Genomic DNA, 22,829 nt, shown 5'->3' on the forward strand with positions numbered 1-22,829 from the left:
CGTGCTGCTGCCCACGCTGCCGGCGTCCACGCCGCAGAGTGTTATCACCTGCTTCAATGCCTCAGGCCAGGTCGGGCCCTGCGCCGCGAATGCGGGCTTTGGGGCTGATGGCAGCGGTGCCCTGCCGGCGGGCCCCACGGGGCCGCAGGGGCCGGCTGGTCCCGTGGGCGCGCAGGGGGTGGCTGGTCCTGCCGGTCCGGTGGGCCCCATTGGTCCCATGGGCATCATGGGGCCGCCAGGCCCTGCAGGTGTTGCCGGCCCGGCAGGCCCTCAAGGTCCGGCGGGCCCTGCGGGTTCTGCAGGTATCCAAGGTCCCGTCGGTCCTGCGGGTCCGCAGGGCACCACCGGAGCCGCCGGAGCCGGTGCGATCATTCCGTTCGCATCGGGTACGCCGGTTGTCATGACGACCATTGCCGGTGGCTTGGTCGGAACCAGTTCCCTGGTGGGCTTTGGCAGCACCGCGACGGGTGTATCTCTGGTTGGCTCGAACATCGATCTCACGGGAGCTGCAGGAACCTTGCTCAACCAGGCGTTCTCAATGCCCCGGGACGGGGTCATCACATCCATGTCGGCCTTTTTCAGCAATACGGTGGCCTTGGCTCTGGTCGGCACCACCATCACCGTGACCGCACAGCTTTACCAGTCGACCACGCCCGACAACACCTTCACCCCGGTGCCTGGCGCGATGGTGAGCCTGGCGCCACCCCTGACGGGAATCGTGGCCCTTGGCACGGTGGCATCCGGCATCACCACCGGACTGAGCATCCCCGTAACGGCGCAAACCCGCCTGCTGATGGTCTATTCCAGCACGGCCGCTGGTCTGACCCTCATCAATGCGGTGACGGGCTACGCCAGCGCGGGTGTGGCGATCAACTGAGGCCCGGCGCACTGGCATGCTCCGCGGTATAACCGGGGCATGCCGAATCCTCCCTCCGTCCCCCCCAGCGCGCCTGCCATCGCAGCCGCCGACGACATCCTCCACTTCTGGCTGGGCGCCGCCCGCCCGGACAATGCCCGGGCGCTGCAGCAGCGCCAGCAGTGGTTCACCAAATCCGACGCCTTCGATGCCGAGATGCGCGAGCGCTTCGGCGCCACCGTGCAGGCGGCGCTCGATGGCCGGCTCGATGGCTGGGCCGCGCAGCCGTGGGAGCGGCTGGCGCTGATCCTGCTGCTGGACCAGTTCACCCGCAATATCCACCGCGGCACGCCGCAGGCCTTTGCCGGCGACCGGCAGGCGCTGGCGCTGGCCCTGGGCGCCATCGATGCGGGCATGGACCTGCAACTGCCCGAGGTGCTGCGCATCTTCTTCTACCTGCCGCTGGAGCACGCCGAAGACCCGGCGATGCAGCGGCGCAGCGTGCTGGCCGTGGCGGCGCTGGCGCAGGCGACGGAGGCATCGGGCGATGCGGACCTGCAGCAGTTCGTGCAGGGTACGCTGGACTACGCCTGGCGCCACCAGGAGGTGATCGCGCGCTTTGGCCGCTTTCCGCACCGCAACGCCATCCTGGGGCGGGCCGGCACGCCCGACGAGGCGGTTTACCTGGCGCAGCCGGGCGCCGGTTTCTGAGCCTCGGGGCCGCTCAGGCGCAGCGCGGGCGTACGCGCTTTGTCGAAGCTGTCTCACAGCGGCGCCGCCCGCTGCGCGCTACCTTGGATGCAAACCTCCACACCACGATGAAAGGGATGCCTCCATGCGCCATTCGACTTCGCCCCACAAACCGCTGGTTCTGGACCAGCAGCGCCTCGACGCCGCCAAGCAAAGCCTGGACGACGGTGCCGTGACGCCCGACTTCGGCCCCTGGCGCGAAGACATCATCCAGCTGCTCAACGATTCGCTGGCCACCGAGCTGGTCTGCGTGCTGCGCTACAAGCGCCACCATTTCACGGCCACGGGCCTGGAGTCGCCGGCGATCGCCAACGAGTTCCTGGTGCATGCCAACGAGGAGCAGGCGCATGCCGACCGCATCGCGCAGCGCATCGTGCAGCTGGGCGGCGAGCCGGACCTGAACCCGGACAGCCTCACGCAGCGCTCGCACGTCGACTACAACGACGAGCTGGACCTGCACGCGATGATCCGCGCCAACCTGGTCGCCGAGCGTGTGGCCATCGAGGCCTATACGCAGGTCATCGACCTGATCGGCGACAAGGACCACACTACGCGCCGCATGATCGAGCAGATCCTCGAGCAGGAGCAGGAACACGCCGACGAACTCTCGGACTGGATGAAGAAAGCCAAGTGATGACCACCCCCGCCGAAACCCATGCCAAGCGCATCCTGTACATCCTCGTCAACGAGCAGGGCCTGCGCGCCGGCGACGGCCTGAGCGTGGCCGACCTGACGGAAGACCTGGTGCGCCACCAGATCAGCGAGCCCGAGCAGCAGGCGGCGCTGCAATATGCGCACCAGCAGGGCTGGCTGCAGACCGGGCCCTATGGCGAGGTGCAGCTCACCGAGGCCGGCTTCGCGGTCGACTGAGGCGGCGAAGCTGTATCAAAAAAGAGAGCTGCTAGCGCTTGTTGTAAGCTGATTTCAATATGAAATGATTTTGAAACCATTGCATATCAAGCGCTAGAAGCTCCTTTTTGTATAGCTGTCAACGGCCCTCGTACATATACCTGCGCGACCACGGCAGCGTGCCGGCGCTGCGGCCGGCCTTGCGGCAGACGATCTGGTAGAGCGCCACGTCGTCGTGCTCGAAGGCATAGGCGCAGCCGGCCAGGTACACGCGCCAGATGCGGAACTTCTCCTCGTCCACCTGCGCGCGGATCTCGGGCGTGCGCGCCTCGAAGTTCTGCGTCCACAGCTCCAGCGTGCGGGCGTAGTGGCGGCGCAGGTTCTCCACGTCGACGGCCTCCAGCCCGCCGCGCTGCGCGGCCTCCAGCGCCAGGCTGATGTGGGGCAGCTCGCCGTCGGGAAAGACATAGCGGTCGATGAACGCGCTGCCGCCCAGCGCCGTGTCGCCGCTGTCCGGATCGGTGGAGGTGATGCCGTGGTTCATCGCCACGCCGTCGTCGGCCAGCAGCTCGCACACGCGCGAGAAGTACATGGGCAGGTTCTTGCGGCCCACGTGCTCGAACATGCCGACGCTGGTGATGCGGTCGAAGCGGCCCTGCACGTCGCGATAGTCCTGCAGCCGGATCTCCACGCGCTCGGACAGGCCCGCGGCGCGCACGCGGGCGCTGGCCAGGTCGTACTGGTTCTGCGACAGCGTGACGCCCACGCAGTGCGCGCCGAATTGCTCGGCCGCGCGCAGCACCAGCGCGCCCCAGCCGCAGCCGATGTCGAGCAGGCGCTGGCCGGGCCGCAGCTGGATCTTGGTGAGGATGTGGTCGATCTTCTGCAACTGCGCGGTGGCCAGGTCCTCGTCGCCGTGCTCGAAATAGGCGCAGGAATAGACCATGCCCGGGTCCAGCCACAGGCGGTAGAAGTCGTTGGAGACGTCGTAGTGGTACTGGATGGCCTGGCGGTCGCTGGCCTTGGTGTGCGTGAAGTAGCGCGCCACCCGCGCGAGCCGGCTGGCGCTGCCGCCACTGCCGACCGCGCTGCGCGCCAGCGCATAGCCCAGCTGGATGATGTCGGGCAACTGGCCCTCGAAGTCGATCTGGCCCTTGACGTAGGCCTCGCCCAGGTGGTCGAGGCTGGGGTCGAGCAGCAGCGGCAGTGCCGACGCATGGTTGACCTTGAGCGTGACGGCCGGCTCGGCAAAGCTGCCGAAATCCAGCTGCTCGCCGTTCCACAGCACCAGGCGGGCCGGCAGGTTGGCCTGGGCGCGCAGCTCGCCCGCCCATTGCGACAGTTGCTTCTCCCACAGCATGGCAATCTCCATGGCCCGCACCGCGCGGGCATGTGCAATCCGAGTTTCGCGCCGCCGGATGACGGTTTGACGTCAGCGGCTGGCGGCGGGTGTTTCCAGCGCCTGGTTGACCTTGTCCAGGTTCTGCTCGTGCGAGTGCAGCATGCGCGTGAGGCCGCGGTGCAGCGCCGGGTCTTCCTCGACCAGCGGCAGCAGCTCGCGCAGCTTCTTCGCCACCCAGCCCTGGCCGCGATTGAGGAACCGCAGGCGCTCGTGCAGGTCGGGAATGGCCATGGCCCGGGCGTGGAAGTCGCCGGTGCGCGTGCCCGGCTTGCAGCCCAGGTCGCGGATGGCATGCACCAGCAGCACGCACCACTGGGCCTCGTCGTGGTGGATGGCCTCGACCAGGCCATGCAGCGCAGGGGCCCGCGACGCCTCGATCTGCGCCAGCGTCTGCACCGTCACGCGCACGCCGGCGCGCTCGGCCTCGAGCAGCTCGTTCAGCCGCGTGATGAGGGGCGCGTTGCGCTCGCGCTCGAACTCGGCGGCATAGCACACAGGCGAACTCAGCTCCACCGGGCCGGCCGCTGCCGCCACCCGCGCGGGTGGCCACGCCGCCCCGGCCTCGGCCACGAGGCGGGCGATGCAATCGGCGGCGGGCTCGATGGCGGTGATCCTGTCCACGCCCTGGCCCGCATACAGCGCCATCGACTCGAAATCGCCCGTCATCGAGCGCAGCGGCGAATCGGTGCTGAACAGGTAGATCGGCCGGCCTTCCTCGTCGCCGATCTGGGTGCGCCCGGCAGCCTGCGGGCTGCCGCGCTCGCCGCGCGTGACGCTGCTTTGCAGCACCCGCACCGCCGCGTGCGGCGGCCAGTTGATGTGGAAGGCCTCGGTCAGCACCGTGTCGCCGGCCTCGGCCGAGACGATGCGGCGCTTGTGGTAATCGTTGGCAAAGGACTCGCGCGTGGCCAGCAAGGCCGTGCCCAGCACAGCGGCCTGCGCGCCCCGGGCCAGCAGCTGCGCCACGCGCCGGCCGTCGGCAATGCCGCCCGCCGCGGCCACCGGGATGTGCACCACCGGCAGCACGTCGGCCAGCAGCGCGTCCAGCGGCTGGCGGCCGCGCACATGGCCGCCGGCCTCCACGCCCTGGGCGATCAGCGCGTGGGCGCCGGCCTCTTGTGCCAGCAGCGCCTCGGCGGCCGAGCCCACCTGGTGCACGACGATGACGCCGGCCTTGCGCAGCCGCTCGATCACCTGATGCGCCACGTCCCAGAACAGGCACACCACCGGCACGCCCAGCTCGATGCACAGGTCCACTTGCCGGCGCAGCAGGCGCGCCTCGGTGGCGGCGGGGATCAGGTTCACGCCGAAGCGCCGGCCGGTGCGCTCGCGCACGCGCTGCACCTCGCTCTGGATCAGCGCCACCGGCTCGCGCACCATGCCCAGAAAGCCGAAGCCGCCGGCCTCGCTCACGGCGGCGACCAGCTCCGAGCGCGCCACGCCGCCCATGCCGGCCAGGATCAGCGGATGGCGGCAGCCCAGCAGCTGGCACAGCGAGGTGGCGGGCAGGAGGGAAGCGGGGGAGTCAAGCGGATCGGACATGGCGGCGGGGTGGTCAAGCACAGGCCTTCATCATGCGCACCGGTTTGAATGCATGCAAACGAAATATTATTCTTGTTGAAAGCAATAATATTGCACTGAAATGGACATCGACCTCGCCCGCACCTTTCTCGAAATCGCCGACAGCGGCAGTTTCGTGGCCGCCGCCGAGCGCCTGCATGTAACGCAGACGGCGGTGAGCGCCCGGGTGCGGGCGCTGGAGCACCAACTGGGCCGCCCGCTGTTCGTGCGCAACAAGGCGGGGGCGCGGCTCACGCCGGCCGGCGAGCGCTTCGTGCGCCATGCCACCAGCATGGTGCAGGGCTGGGAGCGCGCGCGACAGCAGGTGGCGCTGCCGCCGGGGCGCGAGCACGGCATCGGCGTCGGGGCCGAGCCCAGCATCTGGCAGCCGCTGCTGGCCGAATGGCTCACCTGGATGCACCATGCCTGTCCCGCCGTGGCGCTGCGCGCCGACGTGGATGCGCCGCCGCGCCTGCTCGACCGGGTGGAGGACGGCTCGCTAGACATGGCCGTGCTCTACAACCCGCCGCAGCGCGCCGGCCTGGTGTGCGAGCTGCTGCTGGAGGAAAAGCTGGTGCTGGTTAGCAGCGAGCCCGGCGGCCGGCTCGATGCGCAGCGCTATGTGTATGTGGACTGGGGGCCGAGCTTCGCGGTCAACCACCAGGCGGCATTCGCCGAGCTGGCCAATCCGCCGGTCGCCATCTCGCTGGGGCCGCTGGCGCTGCACTATGTGCTGACCGTGGGCGGCGCGGGCTATTTTCGCGCGGGCACGGTGGCGCCCTATCTGGAGCGGGGCCGGCTGTTCGCGGTGCCCGGCGCACCGCAGTTCTCGCACGCGGCTTCGGTGGTCTACGCGGCGGCGCACGACGGCGCCGTGCTGCTGCGCGCCCGCGAAGGCCTGCGTGCGCTGGCCGCGCAGGGGGGCGGTCTAGGGCAGGCACTATATTTACAATAGCTGCCTGCGCTGCATCCATGCGCGTAACAATCTGTTTTTCATGAAATCCTCCATCCGCCTCGTCGATGTCGACCGCCTGGACACCTGGACGCGCTACCGCGCCGGCCTGTGTGACAGTTGCGCCGCCAACTGCTGCACCATGCCGCTGGAGGTGCGCCTGCCCGATCTGGTGCGGCTGGGTGTGGTCGATCCCTTCGAGGCCGAGCACGAGGAGCCCAAGCGCATCGCTAAACGGCTGGAAAAGGCCGGACTGATCGACCACTTCAACCACAAGCACAGCATCTTCACCATGGCGCGCCGCGCCGGCGGCGACTGCTGCTTCCTCGACGCGCAGACGCGCCGCTGCACGGTGTATGAGCGGCGCCCTGAAACCTGCCGCCTGCACCCGCAAAAGGGGCCGCGACCGGGCTACTGCGCCTATGGCGCCAAGGGGCGGGGCTGATGCCGGCACCGGGATCGGCCCCGTTAAAATCGTGTAAAGATGGCGCCGGCGCTTGCCGGCGCATGTCCGCCTCGCTGGTGCGAGGTTTTTTTTGATGGTGTCCATGACCAAGTCCAAACTGCTTCCCGCCCTCGGCATCGCCTGCGTGCTGGCCTGCGTCTGCGTGATCTATGGCATGGGCCTGTCCAACGAACTGGTGTTCGACGATGCGCGCCTGACCGACGGCACCATCCTCGGCCAGTACGGCAGCCTGCTCAAGATCCAGCCGCGCATGCTGTCCTATGGCAGCTTCGCCTGGCTGCAGCCGCTGCTGGGCGAGAGCTACACCGGCCAGCGCGTGCTGAACGTGCTGCTGCACCTGGCCACCTGTGCCGCCATCTGGCTGTTGATGACCGAACTGTTCCGCCATGTGCAGTGGTCCGAGGATGCCTTGGCCGACCCCGACTTCGCACGCAACCAGCGCATCGCCATCTTCGCCGGCGTGGCGCTGTTCGCGGTGCATCCGGTGGCGGTGTATGCGGTGGGCTACCTGCTGCAGCGCAGCACCGTCCTGCTGACGCTGTTTTCCGCGCTGGCCTGCTGGGCCTATGTGAAGGCGCTGGCACAGCGCAGTTGGGCCTGGGCCGCGGTGGCGCTGCTGTGCGTGCTGCTGGCGCTGATGTCCAAGGAGTACGCGGTGGTGCTGCCGGCTCTGGCCCTGCCGCTCTATATCTTCGTGAAGCGCCCCGGCATCAGGACCGTGGCGCTGGTGACGGGCGGCGCGGCGCTGGTGCTGGCCGTGCTCGCGGCGCTGCTGTGGAGCCGCTTCGGCGTGATGGTCGGGGCTGCGGCATTTGACGAAACCTCGGGGGCTTACCTGCACCAACTGGAGCGAGCTTTTCCTGGCATTGTCTCGAAGGTGTATCCGCTGAGCGTGATGAACCAGGCGGCGCAGTTCTTCCACTATGGCCTGCTGTGGTGGCTGCCCAATGTGCAGTGGATGTCCATGGACCTGCGGCCGGCGTTTCCGGTGAGCTTCACCGCGATGCCGCAACTGGTGGGCGCGCTGGGCTTCGTGGCGCTGGTGGTGGCGGGCGTGGTCCTGCTGCTGCGCCGGCGAGACGGCTGGGGCCTGGTGGGCTTGGTGGTGGTGTGCAGCGCGATGCTGTTCGCCACCGAGTTCATCACCACCTGGCTGCAGGACCCATTCGTGCTGTACCGCAGCTACCTGTGGGCGATGTTCCTGCCCGCGCTGTTTGCGCTGGTGCTGCTGCTGTTTCCGCGGCGGGTGATGGTGGCGCTGGCCTGCGTGCTATGCCTGGGCCTGTCGGTACTGGCCGTGGAGCGCATGGTGTCGCTCAAGACTCCCGAAACTGCCTGGGGCGATGCCGCCGAGAAGGTGGACATGCAAGCGCCCTTCAATGCTTTCGGCCGCTGGCGGCCCTTCCTCAACCGCGGTGTGGACCGGTTGGAGAAACTGAACTACGAACAGGCACTGAAGGACTTCGACACTGCGGTGGCGCTGGGCGAACCTTTGGGCTCGGCCCAGTTCAACCGGGGCATGACGCTGGAGCTGCTCAAGCGCTACCCCGAGGCGGTGAAGGCCTTTGCTGCCGCCGAGCAGCAGGGCTTCAAGAACGCCGCGCTGCCCTACCACGAGGCGGTGTCGTACAAGGCCATGCGCCAGCTGGAGCCCGCATTCCAGAGCTATGCCAAGGCGCTGGCCCTGAACCCGCCCGACGAGCTGCGCAGCCACATGCTGGTGGAGCAGGCCGAGGTGGCCATTCCCGCCGGGCACTACGACACGGCCATCGCCAACTACCAGCAGCTGCTGCAGGCCCAGCCCGGCAACCCGCGCTACGTGGTGGGATTGGGCATTGCGCATATCGGCAAGAAGGACTACGCGCAGGCCATGCGCATCTTCGACGAATCGCTGGCCCGCCAGCCCAACCCGCCCGCGCTGTACGGCAAGGCGCTGGTGTACCGCGAGCAGGGCAATGTGGCGGCCGCCATCGAGCACCTGGCCCGGGCCAGCGCGATGGATCCGGCCAACCCGCTGTACAAGGGCATGCTGCAGCAACTGCGTGCCGCCGGCGGCGCCGGCAAATAAGACCGGAGCTGCATGCTGCAAGGCGATTTCTCCGCTGTCTCCGGCAATCCCGCTGCCCGGCCGCTGCGCGTGCTGCATATTGGCAAGTACTACCCGCCATTTCGCGGTGGCATGGAGTCTTTCCTGGCCGACCTGCTGGAGCAGCAGCGCGCCAGCGGCATCGACGCGCGTGCCCTGGTGCATGGAGATCCGCTGCCGAATGACCCCGAGTGGGTTCTGCGCGTGCCGGTGCAGATCAAGCTGGTGTTCGCTCCCATTGCCGTAGGTTTTCCGCTGGCGCTGTGGCGCGCGATCCGGCGCTTTAAGCCCGATGTGATCCATCTGCACATGCCCAACAATGCGGCCTTCTGGGCACTGGTGGTGCCGGGGGCGCGGCGCATCCCCTGGGTGGTGCATTGGCATTCCGATGTGCTCATCAGCCGCTGGGACTGGCTGTTGTCCGCCTGCTACCAGCTGTACCGTCCTTTCGAGTACAAGCTGCTGCAGCTGAGCGAGGCCATCCTGGCCACTTCGCCGCCCTACATGGCGGCCAGCAAGCCCCTGCAGCGCTGGCTGTACAAGACCATTGCCATCCCGCTGGGGCTCAAGCCTCTGGCGCAGGAGCATGCGGCCCCTGCAGCGCCTGCGCCGGTGGCGGAATGGGGCGATGCCGAATTGCGCATACTCTCGGTGGGTCGGCTCACCTATTACAAGGGCTTCGACACTCTGGTCTCCGCCGTGGCGGGTCATCCCACGGTTAAGCTTGTCATTGCGGGCGAGGGCGAGCAGCGTCCCATGCTGGAGGAGCTGATTGCCAAGGAGCGTGCGGAGCAAGGCTGCGCCAACGTCGAGTTGCTGGGCGCGGTGTCCGAGGCGAAAAAGCACGCGCTGTTCAACAGTTGCGACGTGTTCGCGTTGGCGTCGCGCGAACGCACCGAGGCCTTTGGCCTGGTACTGGTCGAGGCCATGCAGCACGGCAAACCCTGCATGGTGTCGGATCTGGAAGGCTCGGGCATGTCGTGGGTGGTGAGCCAGGCAGAAGGCGGCCGCTGCTACGCTCCCGATCAGGTGCAGGCTTGGAAGCGTGCCATCGAGCAGTGCCTGGCATCCAAGTCGCAGCTGAGCCGCATGGGCGAATCAGCGAAGGAAGCCACCCAGAGCCAATTCACCATTGCCCAGTGCGAGCAGGGCATCCGCAATGTCTATTTGCGCTTGCTCGACCGCATCGATGGCGTTGCCATCCAGCATAGTCCGTTGAAGGCCGGGGGCCGGCTGCAGGTGTGGATCGCCTTTTCTCCTTCCGACTTGGCGGCACACATTGCCGCGCAGCCTGGGGGAGAAGAGCAGATCCTGCTCATCAACCTCTCGGGCGATGCCGCAGCCGCTGAGCCTTGGCGCACGCATGGGCTGGTGATCGACCTTGCGGATGGGCTGGCGCAGGGGCTGAGCCTGTCCGATGCCGTGGAGATGGTGCAGCTGCTGGCTCTGGAGCAGGGCGTTAAGGAGCTGTCCATTGGGCCCATGGCGGCTTCCGGGCAGCGGCGGCGCAACTGGCGTGCCTGGGTGGCTTCTTTCTTTGGAATGCCCTGCCTGGATCTGCGAGTCGAGACTTTCCACCTGGAGGGCGATGCGCTGCAAAGCTGGCTGCGTACGTCGCCCCGCATGTGGGGTGCGTGTCTCGTCGACGGTGCGCCGCAGCAGCTCTCCCTGGTGCAACAACCACGATAAACGAGCATCCATGAATCCAGCTCCATCCAAGATTGCTGTCGTCATTCCCTGCTACAAGGTGACCAGGCACATCCTCGGCGTGCTCCAGGAGATAGGGCCAGAAGTGCACTCCATCTACGTGGTGGATGATGCCTGCCCCGAGCAAAGCGGCCGCTTTGTCGAAGCCCACAGCACCGACCCGCGCGTGCGCGTGCTGTACAACGAGGTCAACCTGGGCGTGGGCGGTGCGGTGATGGCAGGATACCGGGCGGCCATTGCGCAGGGCGATGCGGTGATTATCAAGATCGATGGTGATGGGCAGATGGATCCCACGCTGATCCCGCGCTTCGTCGCTCCCATCCTGAACTACAGCGCCGATTACACCAAGGGCAACCGCTTTTTCTACCTGGACAAGATCAGCCGCATGCCCAGGATCCGTATCTTCGGTAATGCCGTGCTGTCGTTCATGACCAAGCTGTCGTCCGGCTATTGGAGCAGCTTCGACCCCACCAACGGCTACACCGCCATCGCGGCGGCCACGGCGGCACAGCTGCCGCTGGATCGGATCAGCCGGCGCTACTTCTTCGAGACGGACATGCTGTTTCGCCTGAACACCATCCGCGCCGTGGTGCTTGATATCCCGATGGATGCCAAATACGAAACCGAAGTAAGCAACCTAAAGATATCCAGGGTTCTGACGGAATTCCCGCTCAAGCACATCCGTAATCTCGTCAAGCGCATCTTCTATAACTACTACTTGAGGGGCATGTCTCTGGCATCACTGGAGCTGCCGCTGGGCTTGGCATTGGTAGGCGGCGGGACGCTGTTCGGGCTGTTCCACTGGCTCCAGTCGATGCTGCAGGGCACCACCACCCCCGCGGGGACCGTGATGGCCAGCGCGCTGCCCATCATCCTGGGAGTACAGCTGTGCCTGGCGTTCATCGGATTCGACGTGGCGTCTGAACCCACCACGTCGCATCGCAAGCTGGGAGAACTGGCCTGACCTGCCAGCGGTCTTGATCATCTGGCCATTAACTAGCAGCCCAGAAGCCAGGGGGGCCGTAGCACGAAGACCAGGCTTGCCAGGCAGCCCAGCGGAAGCAGCGCATAGGCCAGCGGCGCGGCGCGGGTGATCCGCAGGCGCTGCAGACCCAGGGCGGCGACGATGGCGGCGAACAGCAGGCCATAGTTGAGCACCCGCAGGAACCAATTGGTATCCAGCAGCCACCACGAGGCCACGACGGCCACCAGGGATAGAGCGCCCAGCGCCACCAGCACCCAGACCAGCAGGCGGCCCATCAGCGGGTCCAGCTCCTGCGCCAGCAATCCCTGGATGAAGTGGTGCAGCCCGAGCACGAAGAAAGCGGCAAACAGCACATTGCCGGTCTGGCACCAGATAAACAGCCAGACCGAGCCGCCATAGGGCCGCCAGGCGGCCGTGGGCAGCAAGATGGCCTGCAGGGCCAGCGCGGTGAGGATGATGGCCAGGGCGCTCAGGCGGGCGGCGGTCTTGCGCTGCAGCATCGTTCGCGCCAACGCTTGCGACCAGGCTGGGCGCCAGTGCCATTGGCGCTGCACGCCGATGGCGATCAGCCCCGCCAGTAGCAGCGCGCCACCGATCTGCGGTGCCCATACCAGCAGGCGGTGCAGGTGGTTCTGCTCGACGTCTTGAAGCATCACGGCATACGGGCCGCCAGGCCACAGGTAGGTGAGCAGGCTGAACAGCAGCGCCAGCAGTACGGCCAGATGGCGGCGCGTGAGCGGCCGGTTCTCGGCATAGTCGGCCAGCACCAGCACGCTGCACAGCCACAGCAGGATGGCGTGGCTCAGGATATGTGTGAATGCGATCAGCGGCAGGACCAGGAAGAAAGCAGTTCCACCGCGCCGGTGCAGCCACAGCCAGCAGCAGATGGTGCCGCAGAACACCAGGATCTGGCCCCACTGCTGTGGGCGCGCCTCCAGCAGCGGCGCCCAGAAGTAGCTGGACAGTGCCAGCATGGCCAGCGTGGCGGCGGTGCCGGCAAGCGCCAGCCGGCGGTAGCCCCACAGCAGCAGCAGTACCGCGACGAAGACACCGCCGATGCCGATCAGTGAAATGGCCTGGGCGTGGCTGGTCTGCAATTGCCAAGCCAGCTCGCGAACGGCCTGGATGAACGCCGGGCCGGAAACCGGCCAGGGCTGGCCCTGATCCAGCTGCCGTGCAATCCCGATCCAGTTGACTTCGTCGTTGTGGCAGATGGGGTAGCTGCCCCAGCTTCGCAATGCCAATGCCAGCAGCGCAAATGCCAGGGCCGTGGCCAGACCGGGCCAGCAGGCGCGGTGGCTGGGGCGAAGGTTCATGCCAGCCGCTTGTAGACCGCCACGGTTTCCGCCGCGCAGCGGTCCCACGACAGGCCGGCGGCACGAGCCAGCCCCTTGGCTCTGGCCTCGGCCTGCCATGCCTCGTTGCCGAGGCATTCGGCCAGGGCATGCGCCATGTCCTCGACGTCCAGGGGATCGACCAGCCTCGCCGCACCGGCGGCCACTTCGGGCATGCACGAGGTGTTGGAGGTCAGCACCGGCGTGCCGCTGGCCATGGCCTCGACGATGGGCAGGCCGAAGCCTTCGTACAGCGACGGGTAGGCCATCAGCCGAGCCCCTGCGTAGAGCGCGGGCAGCCAGCGCTGGTCCACGAACGACACATAGCGCAGCCAGCCTTCGGCCTGCGCCCTGGCCATGCGGGCGTGGATGGCCTCGGAGTTCCAGCCCTTGCCGCCGGCCACCACCAGTGGCCATTCGCGGCGCATGTCCTTTGGCAGCAGTTCATAGGCCTGGATCAGCCGTTCCACGTTCTTGCGCGGCTCCACGGTGCCGACGAACAGGCTGTACTGGCCCACGCGCAAGCCCAAGGCCTGCATGGCCGGCTCCAGCGTCTGCGGGGTATGGGGATGGAATGCAGCGTCCGCTGCTTCGAGGATGGCCGTGATGCGCTCCGCCGGCATCAGTCCGCGTTCGATCATTTCCTGGCGCACTGCCTCGGACACGGTGATCACATGGTCGGTGCGGGCCAGGCTGTCGCCCAGAGACAGATTCAGATAGTCCACCCGTGCCCGCGGATGGAACTGCGGGTGCAGGATGTGCGACAGGTCGTGTACCGTGCTGACGGTCTTGCCGCCAAAGGGCGGCACGATGTAGTTCGGCGCGTGGTAGATGGACTGCCGGTTGCTCCGCAGCTGCCAGCCGAAGAGCGCGGGGGTCACCTTGCTGTAGACCCGCACAGCCAGCCGGCTGGTGGCCAGCCGGGTGCGCAGCGAGGCGCGTTCGGGCCTGGACGGGCTGGCTTCGTTGGATGGAGGGCGGTCCAGATCGGCCAGGGGGTCGGCCAACCAACGGCCCATGGAGAAATACCGCAGCCGCTCTACATCGGTATGGCGTGTGAGGCGCTTGGCCAGTTCGTAGGTGTAGCGGCCAATGCCGGTCAGCGGGGGGCGCAGGGCATCGGCTGCCAGGATCACATCAAGTTTCATGGAGGAGGAGCCAGGGCTCTGGAGTGCGCTGGGGCCGGATGAAATCGTTTTTCACAATCGCCGACTTTATATCGTGAAACGGAGCGCTCATCAAAAATGCAGGCCGCGGTGCGGCCTGCGGCGTCATGCGCGACGGGATTCAATCTGGGGCGATTTCATACAACAGCCCCATTTTTTTCCCGATGGGGATGGAGCGCACGCTCTGGCTGACGATATGGAAGTGTGCGTCCTGGATGAGATGGTCCCAGGTGAGCTTGGCGCACTGGTCCAGGGTGTCCTGCAGGCAGAGTGCCTGGAGCCGTTCACCGTGCCGGCCGCGCTCCAGCAACTGGGTGCGAAGCACATGCCCACGGTAGGTGACGCCGTAGACCTGGGATGAGGAGGGGGGGCCATCCTGCGACTTGGCATTGGCAAAGAAGACCACGGGCCAGGTGTCCCAGAATTCCCCGACGACCAGGTTGGCATGCTGCTGAATAGCGACCGATGCCGTGGTTTGGGCCTGGGTCCGCCAGGCGGGGGACACGATTTCGCGGGGCTGTGGCGAAAGGCCCCCGAGCGTCACCGTGAAGACATAGGCCAGGCAGCCCAGGGCCAGCAGCCATTGGAGCGGACGCTTGATGGCCCCTGCAAAGCAGGCATGCAGCAGATAGGTGCAGAAGCTGCAATAGGCCAATATGAAAACCAGGAAATACCGGATGTTGAACTGGTTCATCTGCACCCAGGTGAGTGCGCTGAGCGCTGTAATGGCGAAGGGCATAGCGAGGGCCAACAGCCAGACCAGCAAAGCCTCCTGGGTTCGCAGCCGCACTGCGGCGGCGCTGGCCGCCAGGCCCATGGCCAGCAGCCAGCCATAGTGCACATGGGTCGATACGATGCCCCAAGCGGCCTGCACGGCCTGCCAGGATGGGTGGATGCCAAACGAGGTGGCTGCCTCGCCAAAGAGCTTGGCATGCAGGTAGGCCAGCACGATACAGATGAGCTGGACGGCGAATACCCGGGTCAGGTAGGCCCTCGACTCCGGGTTGAGAAGCAGCAGAAATCCCAGCACAGGCACCATCAGCGTCATTAGCGCGAAGTTGGTGGCATACGCCAGAAAGCCCGTGGCAACGGCGAGCAGGACGCGGCCTATCCCCCAGCCACCGCGCAAAGCGATCGCACCGATGCCGAAGAGCACGAGGGAGGTGCTGAACGGGTTGTGTTGCACGTAGAGATTGAAGAGCGCGTACTGGCTGGACAGCGAAAGCGCCAGCAGCAGCCCTGCCACCGCGGTAGGCAGGAACAGGGATCGGCTGTCTTTTTGCAGCAGCGCCAGCAGGCCCGCCGGGGCGAGGACGCTCATGAACGCACGCAAGGAGATCTGCAAGTGGGCGTTGGCCTCGACGTCGGTGACGGGGTAGGCGAGCGCCGGCAGCAGGTTCAGCAGCCGGTCCTGGCCCCAGAAATACCAGGTGAGCTTCTGGGTCGAGATCAGGCTGGTCAGTATCCCGTCGCCGTCCTGCAGGCCGGCCAGGGTCTTGGACATCGGGTACAGCCATCCCGCCAGTGCGGCCAGCAGCACCAGCAGGAGCAGGTCGAGCGTCCACCCGGACTTGTTGATGGCGGCGGGCCGCGATTGCATCACGAGCGCACCCCACAACGCACGCAGACACCATGGCTGGCCGGGACACTGTCGGCTTGGCGAGAGATCCACGAATAGGTAGTGCCACAGGCAGCGCAGGCCTGCATATCGCCCTGCTGCCTGCCTTGCGGCCGGCCCCATGCTTTGACGAACACCAGCCTCAGGAGGTTCTGCATCCCCCGGAAGATCTCGAAAGGCGGGATCTTGGAGCTGCCGTAGCCACGCTCGCGGAAATGGATGGGAATCTCCGTCATCCGGAATCCCCGGCGGGCGCACTCCACCACGGTGGTCAGGAAGAAGGAGTAGCCGCCCATGTCCAGCCGTGACAGCGGGAGCTCCTGCAGCCGGGCGACCTTGAATGCCCGGAACGAGGTGGTGAATTCCGTCAGGCGGATGTTCAGCAGCAGCCTGGCTGCCAGGTTCGCCGCCTGGCTGACGCGCAGGCGATAGCCCGAGTAGTCGCAGCTGCCACCCGGCGCGTAGCGCGACCCGATGGCGAAGTCATGCGGCCCGTCCATCTTGCCGAGCAGATGGGGGATGCTGGAGGTCTCGTGGGAGCCATCGGCATCCATGGTGACGAGCACGTCGTAGGCATGGTGCATCGCATAGCGGAAAGCCAGCAGGTGGGCCGTGCCCAGCCCCATCTTGCCGGGCCGCTCGATGATGGTGAGCTGAGGCAGCTGCATTTCCCGCATGGCGGCGGCCGTGCCGTCCTTGCTGCCGTCGTCGACGATCAGGATGTCTGCATGGGGCGCGGCCTGAGCAATGCCTGCCAGCAGGCTGCGGACGTTGCCGGCTTCGTTGTAGGTGGCAGAAAAGACGAGGGTCTTCATGGTTGGGGGCGCCCAGGGGGCGGCAGGGATGCTTGGTTGTCGCCATCTTGCGGCTGCTCCTTGTGCAGCAGCTTCCAGACGAACTTCTGGGTCATCAGGTAATTCCACAGCGCGCCCAGCACAATGCCGGCCAGCGCCGCGACCATGGGCATGTGGATCTTCTGGTACAAGGTGTTGGACGCCAGCAGGCTCACGCCCAGCCCCAGCGAGGTGACCAGCAGGTAGATGGGATAGCCCAGAAACCACTGCCGGCCGCGGAGCTTCTTGAACAGGAAGGTGGTTTCGTTGTTCAGCGAGTAATTGAAGGTCGCCGCCACCAGCATGGCCGAGCCATTGGCCCACAGGAAGCTGGGTGCCCAGGTCCGGATCGACAGGTTGAGCACCGCCATGTGCACGACGACGCCCAGCGAGCCCACCGTCAGGAACGACAGCAGCGACAAAGGCAGGTGGCCGCGCAGCATCCTGTACGCCAGCTCACTCAGGAAATGGACGAGTCGCGTCAGCACGCTATACCCCTGTTGTGTTTTATGTGGTGGGAGAAACTGCAGTGAAGGTAGGGAAGAGGCCGGTCAGGTTGCTTGCAGCATCCAGTGCAGCGTCTGCTCCAGCGGCACCAGGGTTCTGGGGCCGATCAGGGCTTCGAGCCGTGCGGTGTCGGCACACAGGGTCTTGATCTCGTTGGCGCGCACGAAGGCCGGATTGACGCGCACTTCGAGCGGATGCCCGGTCAGTCGCGCGCACATGTCCAGCACGTCCTGCAGCGAATGCAGTGCTTGCGAGCCCACGTTCACCACGGTGCCAGCGGCCCGCTGGTCGGCCAGCAGCCGGTAGGCCCGCACCACGTCGCGCACGTCCGAGAAGTCGCGCCACACCTGCAGGTTGCCGAGCTCGATCAGCGGTGCCTTGCGGCGGAAGTGGTCGACGATCTTGGGCACCAGGAAGTCCATGGACTGGCCCACGCCCGTGTAGTTGAAAGGCCGGGTCATCACCAGCGGCAGCTTGTCCATCCACATGCTGGCCATCATCTCCATGGCGGCCTTGCTGACGGCATAGTCGTTGGCCGGTCGCATGGGAGTGGTTTCGTCCAGCTGGCCTTCGGCGGCGTTGCCGTACACATTGGCGCTGCTGGCGAGCAGCACGCTTTGCGGCGCCTCGGGCAGGCTGGCCAGTGCCTGCAGCAGATTGCGCGTGCCGCCCACGTTCACCCGGTAGAAGTCCGCCGGCGAGCCATGGCCCACGAAGGCGATGGCCGCGAGGTGGAAGACGGCCTGAGGCGCAGCCTCGCGGACTGCGGCCTGCAGCTGTGCGTAGTCACCCAGGTCGGCCTGCACATAGCGGGCGCTGTCGTGCGGCGCGTGTCCCAGGCCCCATACTTCCCAGCCATGCTGTTCCAGCTCCCGGGCCAGATAGCGGCCGGTGAAGCCGCTGGCCCCGGTGATCAGTGCCCGCCTCGGGGCTGTGCCATGTGGTGTGTGCATTGTTGGAGATCTGGTGGAAGAGGGTTTCAAAAAAGAGAGCGACTAGCGCTTGCTATTCAAGCATTTGACTGTAAATTAACTGTCAAATCCTTTATCTGCAAGCGCAAGCCGCTATGATTTTTTGTAATCCACAGGGTCGGCAAAGCAGGCTTCAGCCAACCGGACGCCACATTATGGAGACTCCGGCGCCTCCTGTCAGAACGAAAAACCCGCTTCGTTGCGGCGAAGGTCCGCTTCCACCATCATCTGGCACAGCTGTTCCAGCGTGGTGTGCGGCTCCCAGCCCAGCTTTTCCTTGGCCCGCGCGGGGTTGCCGATCAGCAGCTCCACCTCGGCCGGGCGGTAGAACTTCGGGTTGACGCGCATCACCGTCTTGCCGGTGGCGGTGTCCACTGCCGTCTCGCTCTCGGCCGAACCGCGGAAGTCCACCGCGATGCCCGCGCCCTTGAAGGCCATGCGCACGAAGTCGCGCACCGTCTCGGTGCGGTTGGTGGCCAGCACGAAGGTATCGGGCTCGTCGACCTGCAGCATGCGCCACATGCCTTCCACATATTCCTTGGCGAAGCCCCAGTCGCGCTTGGCGTCCAGGTTGCCCAGTTCCATCACGTCGAGCTTGCCCAGCTTGATCTTGGCCACGCTGTCGGTGATCTTGCGGGTGACGAACTCGCGGCCGCGCAGCGGGCTCTCGTGGTTGAACAGGATGCCGCTGGAGCCGAAGATGCCGTAGCTTTCGCGGTAGTTCACCGTCATCCAGTGCGCATACAGCTTGGCCACGCCGTAAGGGCTGCGCGGATAGAAGGGTGTGGATTCCACTTGGGGAATCGCCTGCACCTTGCCGAACATCTCGGACGTGCTGGCTTGGTAGTAGCGCACCTTGGGGTTGACGATGCGGATCGCCTCCAGCAGGTTGACGGCGCCCAGGCCAGTGATCTCGGCCGTGGTGACCGGCTGCTCGAACGACACGCCCACAAAGCTCTGCGCGGCCAGGTTGTAGACCTCGGTCGCCTCGGTGGTCTGCAGCAGGCGGATGCTGGCCGACAGGTCGGTCAGGTCGTATTCCACCAGGTGCAGCTGGGGGTGGTTCTGGATGCCCAACTCCTCGATGCGCCAGAAATTGACCGAGCTGGTGCGGCGGTACGTGCCATAGACGACGTAGTCCTTGTCCAGCAGCAGCTGAGCCAGGTAGGCGCCGTCCTGTCCGGTGATACCGGTGATGATGGCTTTTTTCATTGCTCTTCCTCTCTTGTAATCTGTATGGTGCCCCAGCCATTGCCTGCAAAAGCCCATCACCGAGACGCAAAACTGCATCACTATGCAACATTTTGCAGCCGCGGCTATCGAGGTCGCGTACCCAATTTGTAATCAAAATTAAATAGCAGGCCGTGCGCGCAGGCCGGCGCTGGCAGCTCAGTCGCCGCCGAAGAGGTCGCGCGTGTAAACCTTGCTCTCGACGTCGGCCAGGTCGTCCGTCATCCGGTTGGCGACGATCACGTCGCAGTCGCGCTTGAAGGCCGCGAGGTCGCGTTCCACGCGGGAGTGGAAGAATTCGTCCTCCTTCAGGCCAGGCTCGAACACCACCACCTCAATCCCCTTGGCCTGGATGCGCTTCATGATGCCCTGCACGCTGGAGGCCCGGAAATTGTCCGAGTTGGCCTTCATGATCAGCCGGTACACCCCTACCCGCCGCGGCCGACGTCGCACGATGCTGTCGGCCACGAAGTCCTTGCGCGTGGTGTTGGACAGCACGATGGCATGGATCAGGTTTTGCGGCACATCGCGGTAGTTGGCCAGCAACTGCTTCGTATCCTTGGGCAGGCAGTAGCCGCCATAGCCGAACGAAGGGTTGTTGTAGTGGTTGCCGATGCGCGGGTCCAGGCCCACGCCGTTGATGATCTGGCGCGCATCCAGCCCATGCAGCTCGGCAAAGCTGTCCAGTTCGTTGAAATAGGCCACGCGCATGGCCAGGTAGGTATTCGCGAACAGCTTGATTGCCTCGGCCTCGGTGGAGTCGGTGAACAGCACCGGCACATCTTTCCTGATGGCGCCCTCGCACAGCAAATCGGCAAACACTCGAGCCCGCTCCGACTGTTCGCCCACGACGATGCGCGACGGATGCAGGTTGTCGTGCAGTGCCTTGCCTTCGCGCAGGAACTCGGGCGAAAACATCAGGCGGTCGCAACCATAGCGCTCCCTGGTCCGTGCAGTGAAGCCCACCGGTACCGTGGACTTGATCACCATCACCGCCTGCGGATTGATCGCCATCACATCGCGGATCACGGACTCGACCGAGGTGGTATTGAAATAGTTCGTCTCCGGGTCGTAGTCGGTGGGCGTAGCAATGATCACGAAATCCGCTTCGGCGTAGGCGGCGGTCTTGTCCAGCGTGGCATGCAGCCGCAGCGGCTTTTCGCGCAAGTAGCGTTCGATCTCGGAATCCTGGATGGGAGAGCGCCGCTCGGCCAGCATGGCGATCTTTTCGGGCGAGATATCAAGGGCTACGACGTCATGATGCTGGGCCAGCAATACGGCGGCGGACAGGCCGACGTAGCCGGTGCCTGCAACAGTAATTTTCATTGGTGGGTCTCTCCGGTGACTGGCAACAGGTCGTAGCCATCTAGCGATATTTCGGCATCTGCATCTACATAGACTCGGATTTCAAGATCATCGACACGATGCGGAAGGTGAATGGGGGTTTGGATAAGCAGGTTTTTCTGCACATTCACGGATTCTTCAAGCATGAACTTCCCATGATTGACCGAGCCTTTGCCGCTTACTACGTCCACCCATGCGGCTCCTGCATTCTCTGCACTTCCATGGACACTCAGCATGTAGTCTCCCGCATGCAGCGCGGTATACGGGCCAAAATGCAGGAAGCCGGGTTTCCCTGTTGCGACTAAACTGCCATCGACTATTTTCCCAACTTGCGTGAGTGTGCCTTGTGAGAATTTTGAATCTCGCACGCAGTTTTGTGCGAGACAATACTTATCTTCTATTTCCTGGATAATTTTTATGGGGCTTTCCGAAGAGAAAAATTCCGACTTCAATCTGACGACTGAATAATAATTATCTTCGACTATGTCAACATAGCCAGAGTTTCTTAGCTCAAGGATTTTGGGGGTCATGGCCTCACGGCCGGTTTCTGGAGAGGGCCACTGATGGGCTGCCCACAACATGTCTATATAGGGTAGGACAATGGCATCTGCGTCTTTTTGCATCAGCAGGTGAACCACGCGGGCAGAGAAGTCGCGCTGGCTGCTTCCCATGGGAAGCTCCTTCAAGACGGCAGGCCAGTATTTTTTTGCTTCTTGATAATTTTTATCTCCGCCGACATTGTAGGCAATGATATTCATTTTGGCTGCAAGATAGTTAGCCAGAAAATCATTCCTCCAAGGCAGAAAAGCTACTTTTTCGCCTGGCTTCAAGAGTTTTCCCATGCCCGAAAGCAAGTCATGGTCGATTTCCATGAATTGGGATCGATTCGATCTATAGGCGTCGAGGCTTTCCTCGAGGTCCGGTAGATTCAAAGCCGATATGATCACCAAGGCAGTCGCAGCTGCCATCGTGACAGCCTTGCGCTGTTGTCTTGACAGCGCCAGCACAATCAGTGCCCAGGTGCCAAAAAATCCCAAGGCACCCCAACGGTAACTGGCGCGCATGTTCTTGAAGCCCGGGAGTGTTTCAGAAAGGAAGGCTGAGCCGGTCGGTCCGATGGCATATTGGGCTTCCATGAGATCCGAGGTCTCTGGGGTGGGCTTGGTGGAGTTGAACTTGAAGGAGGGCCCGAGCGCCATGTAAAAACCAAAGAACGCTATTATTAAAAAAGAATATTTGTATTTGCTTTTTGCAAAAAAAGTAATGATCGAAGCACCCAGAACCAAAGGCAGGCAGAAGGTTGTGATCCACACCGATGTATCACCAAAATACTCATCCATGGAGCGCGGTGTGCTCCAGCCAATGAGGTCGGCAAACCAATGTACGCCTGCAGAAGGAATGAGGAAGAAGCTGATGTCAGCGCCCCATCCTCGGAAGAAATCAAGATCCGCTGCTTCGTACTGGCCTTTCCCGATGTAAAGCGCGAAAATCAGATAGGCAAGGGTAAAGCAGATGCTATGAAGAATAAATCGTATGCTGGAGCTTTTCTTTGTGACCACCATAAAGAACCCAAAAATACTGGATCCAATGGCAAACATCATGAAACTGTAGCCATCCATGAAAATGGCAATGAGACAGGCCGTCAGATAGATGGCTGAATGAGCCAGTAGATGGAGCGAGGATGGGCTGAACAGTCTCGCTGCCATCCAGAAGTAGAAGGGCAGCAAAGCAATGCCTAACGACAGCATGGAATAGGCTGCGTGGTTCCATACCATGGGCATGGTTCCCCATGACAATGCCGCCAGTATAGAGAAGCGGGGAGAAGCACCCATGAACCGCGCCAGCCTGTAGGCGCCATAAAACGCCACGGAAAGCCAGCACGCCACCATGAATGCATAGGCATCGGCAGCGTGCAGGCCTATTTCAATGAACAACCCTGCCAGCCATGCTCCGGCCAAGCCGAATGCCATGGCCGCGGGATGAGGTGCTCCAAAGTTATGCGCATGTATGCTGAGAAGGGATTCATTGGCGAAGGACTGGGAGAAGCCGGTAGTCCAGACCGCTTGCCCAAGCGTGGGGAGGCCAATGAATGGGAGGGCACCATTCACGAAAAGCACAAATAGGCAGGCGATGAGGAACAAGCCTGTAGTTTTGGCGTCTGATGAAGGACTGCCCTTTTTGAATGAAAGAGATTGCATGGAAAGAAAAGCCAT

Annotated in this window: 20 protein-coding genes; 9 read left to right on the top strand and 11 right to left on the bottom strand. The window is 64.4% G+C overall.

From position 1 onward, the window contains the following. Positions 1–226: 226 nt before the first annotated feature. The 4 genes from ACYVKR_RS16755 to ACYVKR_RS16770 all read left to right on the top strand — a co-directional run bounded on the left by ACYVKR_RS16755 (position 227) and on the right by ACYVKR_RS16770 (position 2,476). Positions 227–877: an exosporium glycoprotein BclB-related protein gene (locus ACYVKR_RS16755; protein WP_460482220.1), complete on the top strand. Its 651-nt coding sequence runs from the start codon at positions 227–229 to the stop codon at positions 875–877. 39 nt (positions 878–916) lie between these two features. Next, on the top strand, positions 917–1,567 hold the full coding sequence (locus ACYVKR_RS16760; RefSeq protein WP_460482077.1) for a DUF924 family protein: 651 nt from the start codon (positions 917–919) through the stop codon (positions 1,565–1,567). A 124-nt stretch (positions 1,568–1,691) separates the two neighbouring features. After that, the gene (locus ACYVKR_RS16765) at positions 1,692–2,240 is read left to right on the top strand and encodes a ferritin-like domain-containing protein (protein ID WP_460482078.1); all 549 of its coding nucleotides are present in this window, start codon (positions 1,692–1,694) and stop codon (positions 2,238–2,240) included. Further along, positions 2,240–2,476 (top strand): hypothetical protein, encoded by a 237-nt coding sequence (locus tag ACYVKR_RS16770; protein ID WP_460482079.1) that lies wholly within the window; start codon positions 2,240–2,242, stop codon positions 2,474–2,476. Before ACYVKR_RS16765 ends, ACYVKR_RS16770 begins: the two co-directional genes overlap by 1 nt. Positions 2,477–2,594: 118 nt before the next feature. Here the strand turns inward: ACYVKR_RS16770 and ACYVKR_RS16775 are convergent, their stop codons facing one another. Together ACYVKR_RS16775 and ACYVKR_RS16780 are read right to left on the bottom strand one after the other, a co-directional pair. Continuing rightward, the gene (locus ACYVKR_RS16775) at positions 2,595–3,815 is read right to left on the bottom strand and encodes a class I SAM-dependent methyltransferase (RefSeq protein WP_460482221.1); all 1,221 of its coding nucleotides are present in this window, start codon (positions 3,813–3,815) and stop codon (positions 2,595–2,597) included. Between the two features lie 72 nt (positions 3,816–3,887). Then, positions 3,888–5,399 (bottom strand): nitronate monooxygenase, encoded by a 1,512-nt coding sequence (locus ACYVKR_RS16780; protein WP_460482222.1) that lies wholly within the window; start codon positions 5,397–5,399, stop codon positions 3,888–3,890. A gap of 100 nt (positions 5,400–5,499) precedes the next feature. Between ACYVKR_RS16780 and ACYVKR_RS16785 the strand changes: the two genes are divergently transcribed. From ACYVKR_RS16785 to ACYVKR_RS16805, 5 genes are all read left to right on the top strand, one after another. Then, positions 5,500–6,372, top strand: a complete 873-nt coding sequence (locus ACYVKR_RS16785) for a LysR family transcriptional regulator (protein WP_460482080.1) — start codon at positions 5,500–5,502, stop codon at positions 6,370–6,372. Between the two features lie 40 nt (positions 6,373–6,412). Continuing rightward, on the top strand, positions 6,413–6,814 hold the full coding sequence (locus ACYVKR_RS16790) for a YkgJ family cysteine cluster protein (RefSeq protein WP_460482081.1): 402 nt from the start codon (positions 6,413–6,415) through the stop codon (positions 6,812–6,814). Positions 6,815–6,917: 103 nt separating this feature from the next. Then, positions 6,918–8,903: a tetratricopeptide repeat protein gene (locus tag ACYVKR_RS16795; protein ID WP_460482082.1), complete on the top strand. Its 1,986-nt coding sequence runs from the start codon at positions 6,918–6,920 to the stop codon at positions 8,901–8,903. Between the two features lie 12 nt (positions 8,904–8,915). Continuing rightward, a complete protein-coding gene (locus tag ACYVKR_RS16800; RefSeq protein ID WP_460482083.1) occupies positions 8,916–10,610 on the top strand; it encodes a glycosyltransferase family protein in 1,695 nt (564 codons plus the stop codon). A gap of 10 nt (positions 10,611–10,620) precedes the next feature. After that, on the top strand, positions 10,621–11,592 hold the full coding sequence (locus tag ACYVKR_RS16805) for a glycosyltransferase family 2 protein (RefSeq protein WP_460482084.1): 972 nt from the start codon (positions 10,621–10,623) through the stop codon (positions 11,590–11,592). A gap of 32 nt (positions 11,593–11,624) precedes the next feature. Here the strand turns inward: ACYVKR_RS16805 and ACYVKR_RS16810 are convergent, their stop codons facing one another. The 9 genes from ACYVKR_RS16810 to ACYVKR_RS16850 form a co-directional block, all read right to left on the bottom strand. After that, positions 11,625–12,929 (bottom strand): hypothetical protein, encoded by a 1,305-nt coding sequence (locus ACYVKR_RS16810; RefSeq protein WP_460482085.1) that lies wholly within the window; start codon positions 12,927–12,929, stop codon positions 11,625–11,627. Further along, positions 12,926–14,095, bottom strand: coding sequence for a glycosyltransferase family 4 protein (locus ACYVKR_RS16815; RefSeq protein ID WP_460482086.1), 1,170 nt, complete (start codon positions 14,093–14,095; stop codon positions 12,926–12,928). Before ACYVKR_RS16815 ends, ACYVKR_RS16810 begins: the two co-directional genes overlap by 4 nt. A 139-nt stretch (positions 14,096–14,234) precedes the next feature. After that, entirely contained in the window at positions 14,235–15,713 is a 1,479-nt protein-coding gene (locus tag ACYVKR_RS16820) for a hypothetical protein (RefSeq protein ID WP_460482087.1), read from the bottom strand. Continuing rightward, on the bottom strand, positions 15,713–16,546 hold the full coding sequence (locus ACYVKR_RS16825; protein WP_460482088.1) for a glycosyltransferase family protein: 834 nt from the start codon (positions 16,544–16,546) through the stop codon (positions 15,713–15,715). The genes ACYVKR_RS16820 and ACYVKR_RS16825 overlap by 1 nt, the downstream gene beginning before the upstream one ends. After that, the gene (locus ACYVKR_RS16830; RefSeq protein ID WP_460482089.1) at positions 16,543–17,052 is read right to left on the bottom strand and encodes a GtrA family protein; all 510 of its coding nucleotides are present in this window, start codon (positions 17,050–17,052) and stop codon (positions 16,543–16,545) included. Before ACYVKR_RS16830 ends, ACYVKR_RS16825 begins: the two co-directional genes overlap by 4 nt. 63 nt (positions 17,053–17,115) lie before the next feature. Further along, positions 17,116–18,024 (bottom strand): Rossmann-fold NAD(P)-binding domain-containing protein, encoded by a 909-nt coding sequence (locus ACYVKR_RS16835; RefSeq protein ID WP_460482090.1) that lies wholly within the window; start codon positions 18,022–18,024, stop codon positions 17,116–17,118. A gap of 195 nt (positions 18,025–18,219) precedes the next feature. Beyond that, positions 18,220–19,254, bottom strand: a complete 1,035-nt coding sequence (gene gmd / locus ACYVKR_RS16840) for a GDP-mannose 4,6-dehydratase (protein WP_460482091.1) — start codon at positions 19,252–19,254, stop codon at positions 18,220–18,222. Between the two features lie 177 nt (positions 19,255–19,431). Beyond that, the gene (locus ACYVKR_RS16845; RefSeq protein WP_460482092.1) at positions 19,432–20,598 is read right to left on the bottom strand and encodes a UDP-glucose 6-dehydrogenase family protein; all 1,167 of its coding nucleotides are present in this window, start codon (positions 20,596–20,598) and stop codon (positions 19,432–19,434) included. Beyond that, positions 20,595–22,829 (bottom strand): hypothetical protein, encoded by a 2,235-nt coding sequence (locus ACYVKR_RS16850; protein WP_460482093.1) that lies wholly within the window; start codon positions 22,827–22,829, stop codon positions 20,595–20,597. Before ACYVKR_RS16850 ends, ACYVKR_RS16845 begins: the two co-directional genes overlap by 4 nt.

This window comes from Comamonas humi, assembly GCF_054782535.1.

Coding starts and splice junctions, on each gene's coding strand:
- ACYVKR_RS16825 (WP_460482088.1), bottom strand. CDS start 16,546: ATGAAGACCCTCGTCTTTTCTGCCACCTACAACGAAGCCGGCAACGTC.
- ACYVKR_RS16785 (WP_460482080.1), top strand. CDS start 5,500: ATGGACATCGACCTCGCCCGCACCTTTCTCGAAATCGCCGACAGCGGC.
- ACYVKR_RS16790 (WP_460482081.1), top strand. CDS start 6,413: ATGAAATCCTCCATCCGCCTCGTCGATGTCGACCGCCTGGACACCTGG.
- ACYVKR_RS16775 (WP_460482221.1), bottom strand. CDS start 3,815: ATGCTGTGGGAGAAGCAACTGTCGCAATGGGCGGGCGAGCTGCGCGCC.
- ACYVKR_RS16800 (WP_460482083.1), top strand. CDS start 8,916: ATGCTGCAAGGCGATTTCTCCGCTGTCTCCGGCAATCCCGCTGCCCGG.
- ACYVKR_RS16805 (WP_460482084.1), top strand. CDS start 10,621: ATGAATCCAGCTCCATCCAAGATTGCTGTCGTCATTCCCTGCTACAAG.
- ACYVKR_RS16780 (WP_460482222.1), bottom strand. CDS start 5,399: ATGTCCGATCCGCTTGACTCCCCCGCTTCCCTCCTGCCCGCCACCTCG.
- ACYVKR_RS16770 (WP_460482079.1), top strand. CDS start 2,240: ATGACCACCCCCGCCGAAACCCATGCCAAGCGCATCCTGTACATCCTC.
- ACYVKR_RS16810 (WP_460482085.1), bottom strand. CDS start 12,929: ATGAACCTTCGCCCCAGCCACCGCGCCTGCTGGCCCGGTCTGGCCACG.
- ACYVKR_RS16765 (WP_460482078.1), top strand. CDS start 1,692: ATGCGCCATTCGACTTCGCCCCACAAACCGCTGGTTCTGGACCAGCAG.
- gmd (WP_460482091.1), bottom strand. CDS start 19,254: ATGAAAAAAGCCATCATCACCGGTATCACCGGACAGGACGGCGCCTAC.
- ACYVKR_RS16820 (WP_460482087.1), bottom strand. CDS start 15,713: ATGCAATCGCGGCCCGCCGCCATCAACAAGTCCGGGTGGACGCTCGAC.
- ACYVKR_RS16795 (WP_460482082.1), top strand. CDS start 6,918: ATGACCAAGTCCAAACTGCTTCCCGCCCTCGGCATCGCCTGCGTGCTG.
- ACYVKR_RS16850 (WP_460482093.1), bottom strand. CDS start 22,829: ATGGCTTTTCTTTCCATGCAATCTCTTTCATTCAAAAAGGGCAGTCCT.
- ACYVKR_RS16845 (WP_460482092.1), bottom strand. CDS start 20,598: ATGAAAATTACTGTTGCAGGCACCGGCTACGTCGGCCTGTCCGCCGCC.
- ACYVKR_RS16815 (WP_460482086.1), bottom strand. CDS start 14,095: ATGAAACTTGATGTGATCCTGGCAGCCGATGCCCTGCGCCCCCCGCTG.
- ACYVKR_RS16835 (WP_460482090.1), bottom strand. CDS start 18,024: ATGCACACACCACATGGCACAGCCCCGAGGCGGGCACTGATCACCGGG.
- ACYVKR_RS16755 (WP_460482220.1), top strand. CDS start 227: ATGGGGCCGCCAGGCCCTGCAGGTGTTGCCGGCCCGGCAGGCCCTCAA.
- ACYVKR_RS16760 (WP_460482077.1), top strand. CDS start 917: ATGCCGAATCCTCCCTCCGTCCCCCCCAGCGCGCCTGCCATCGCAGCC.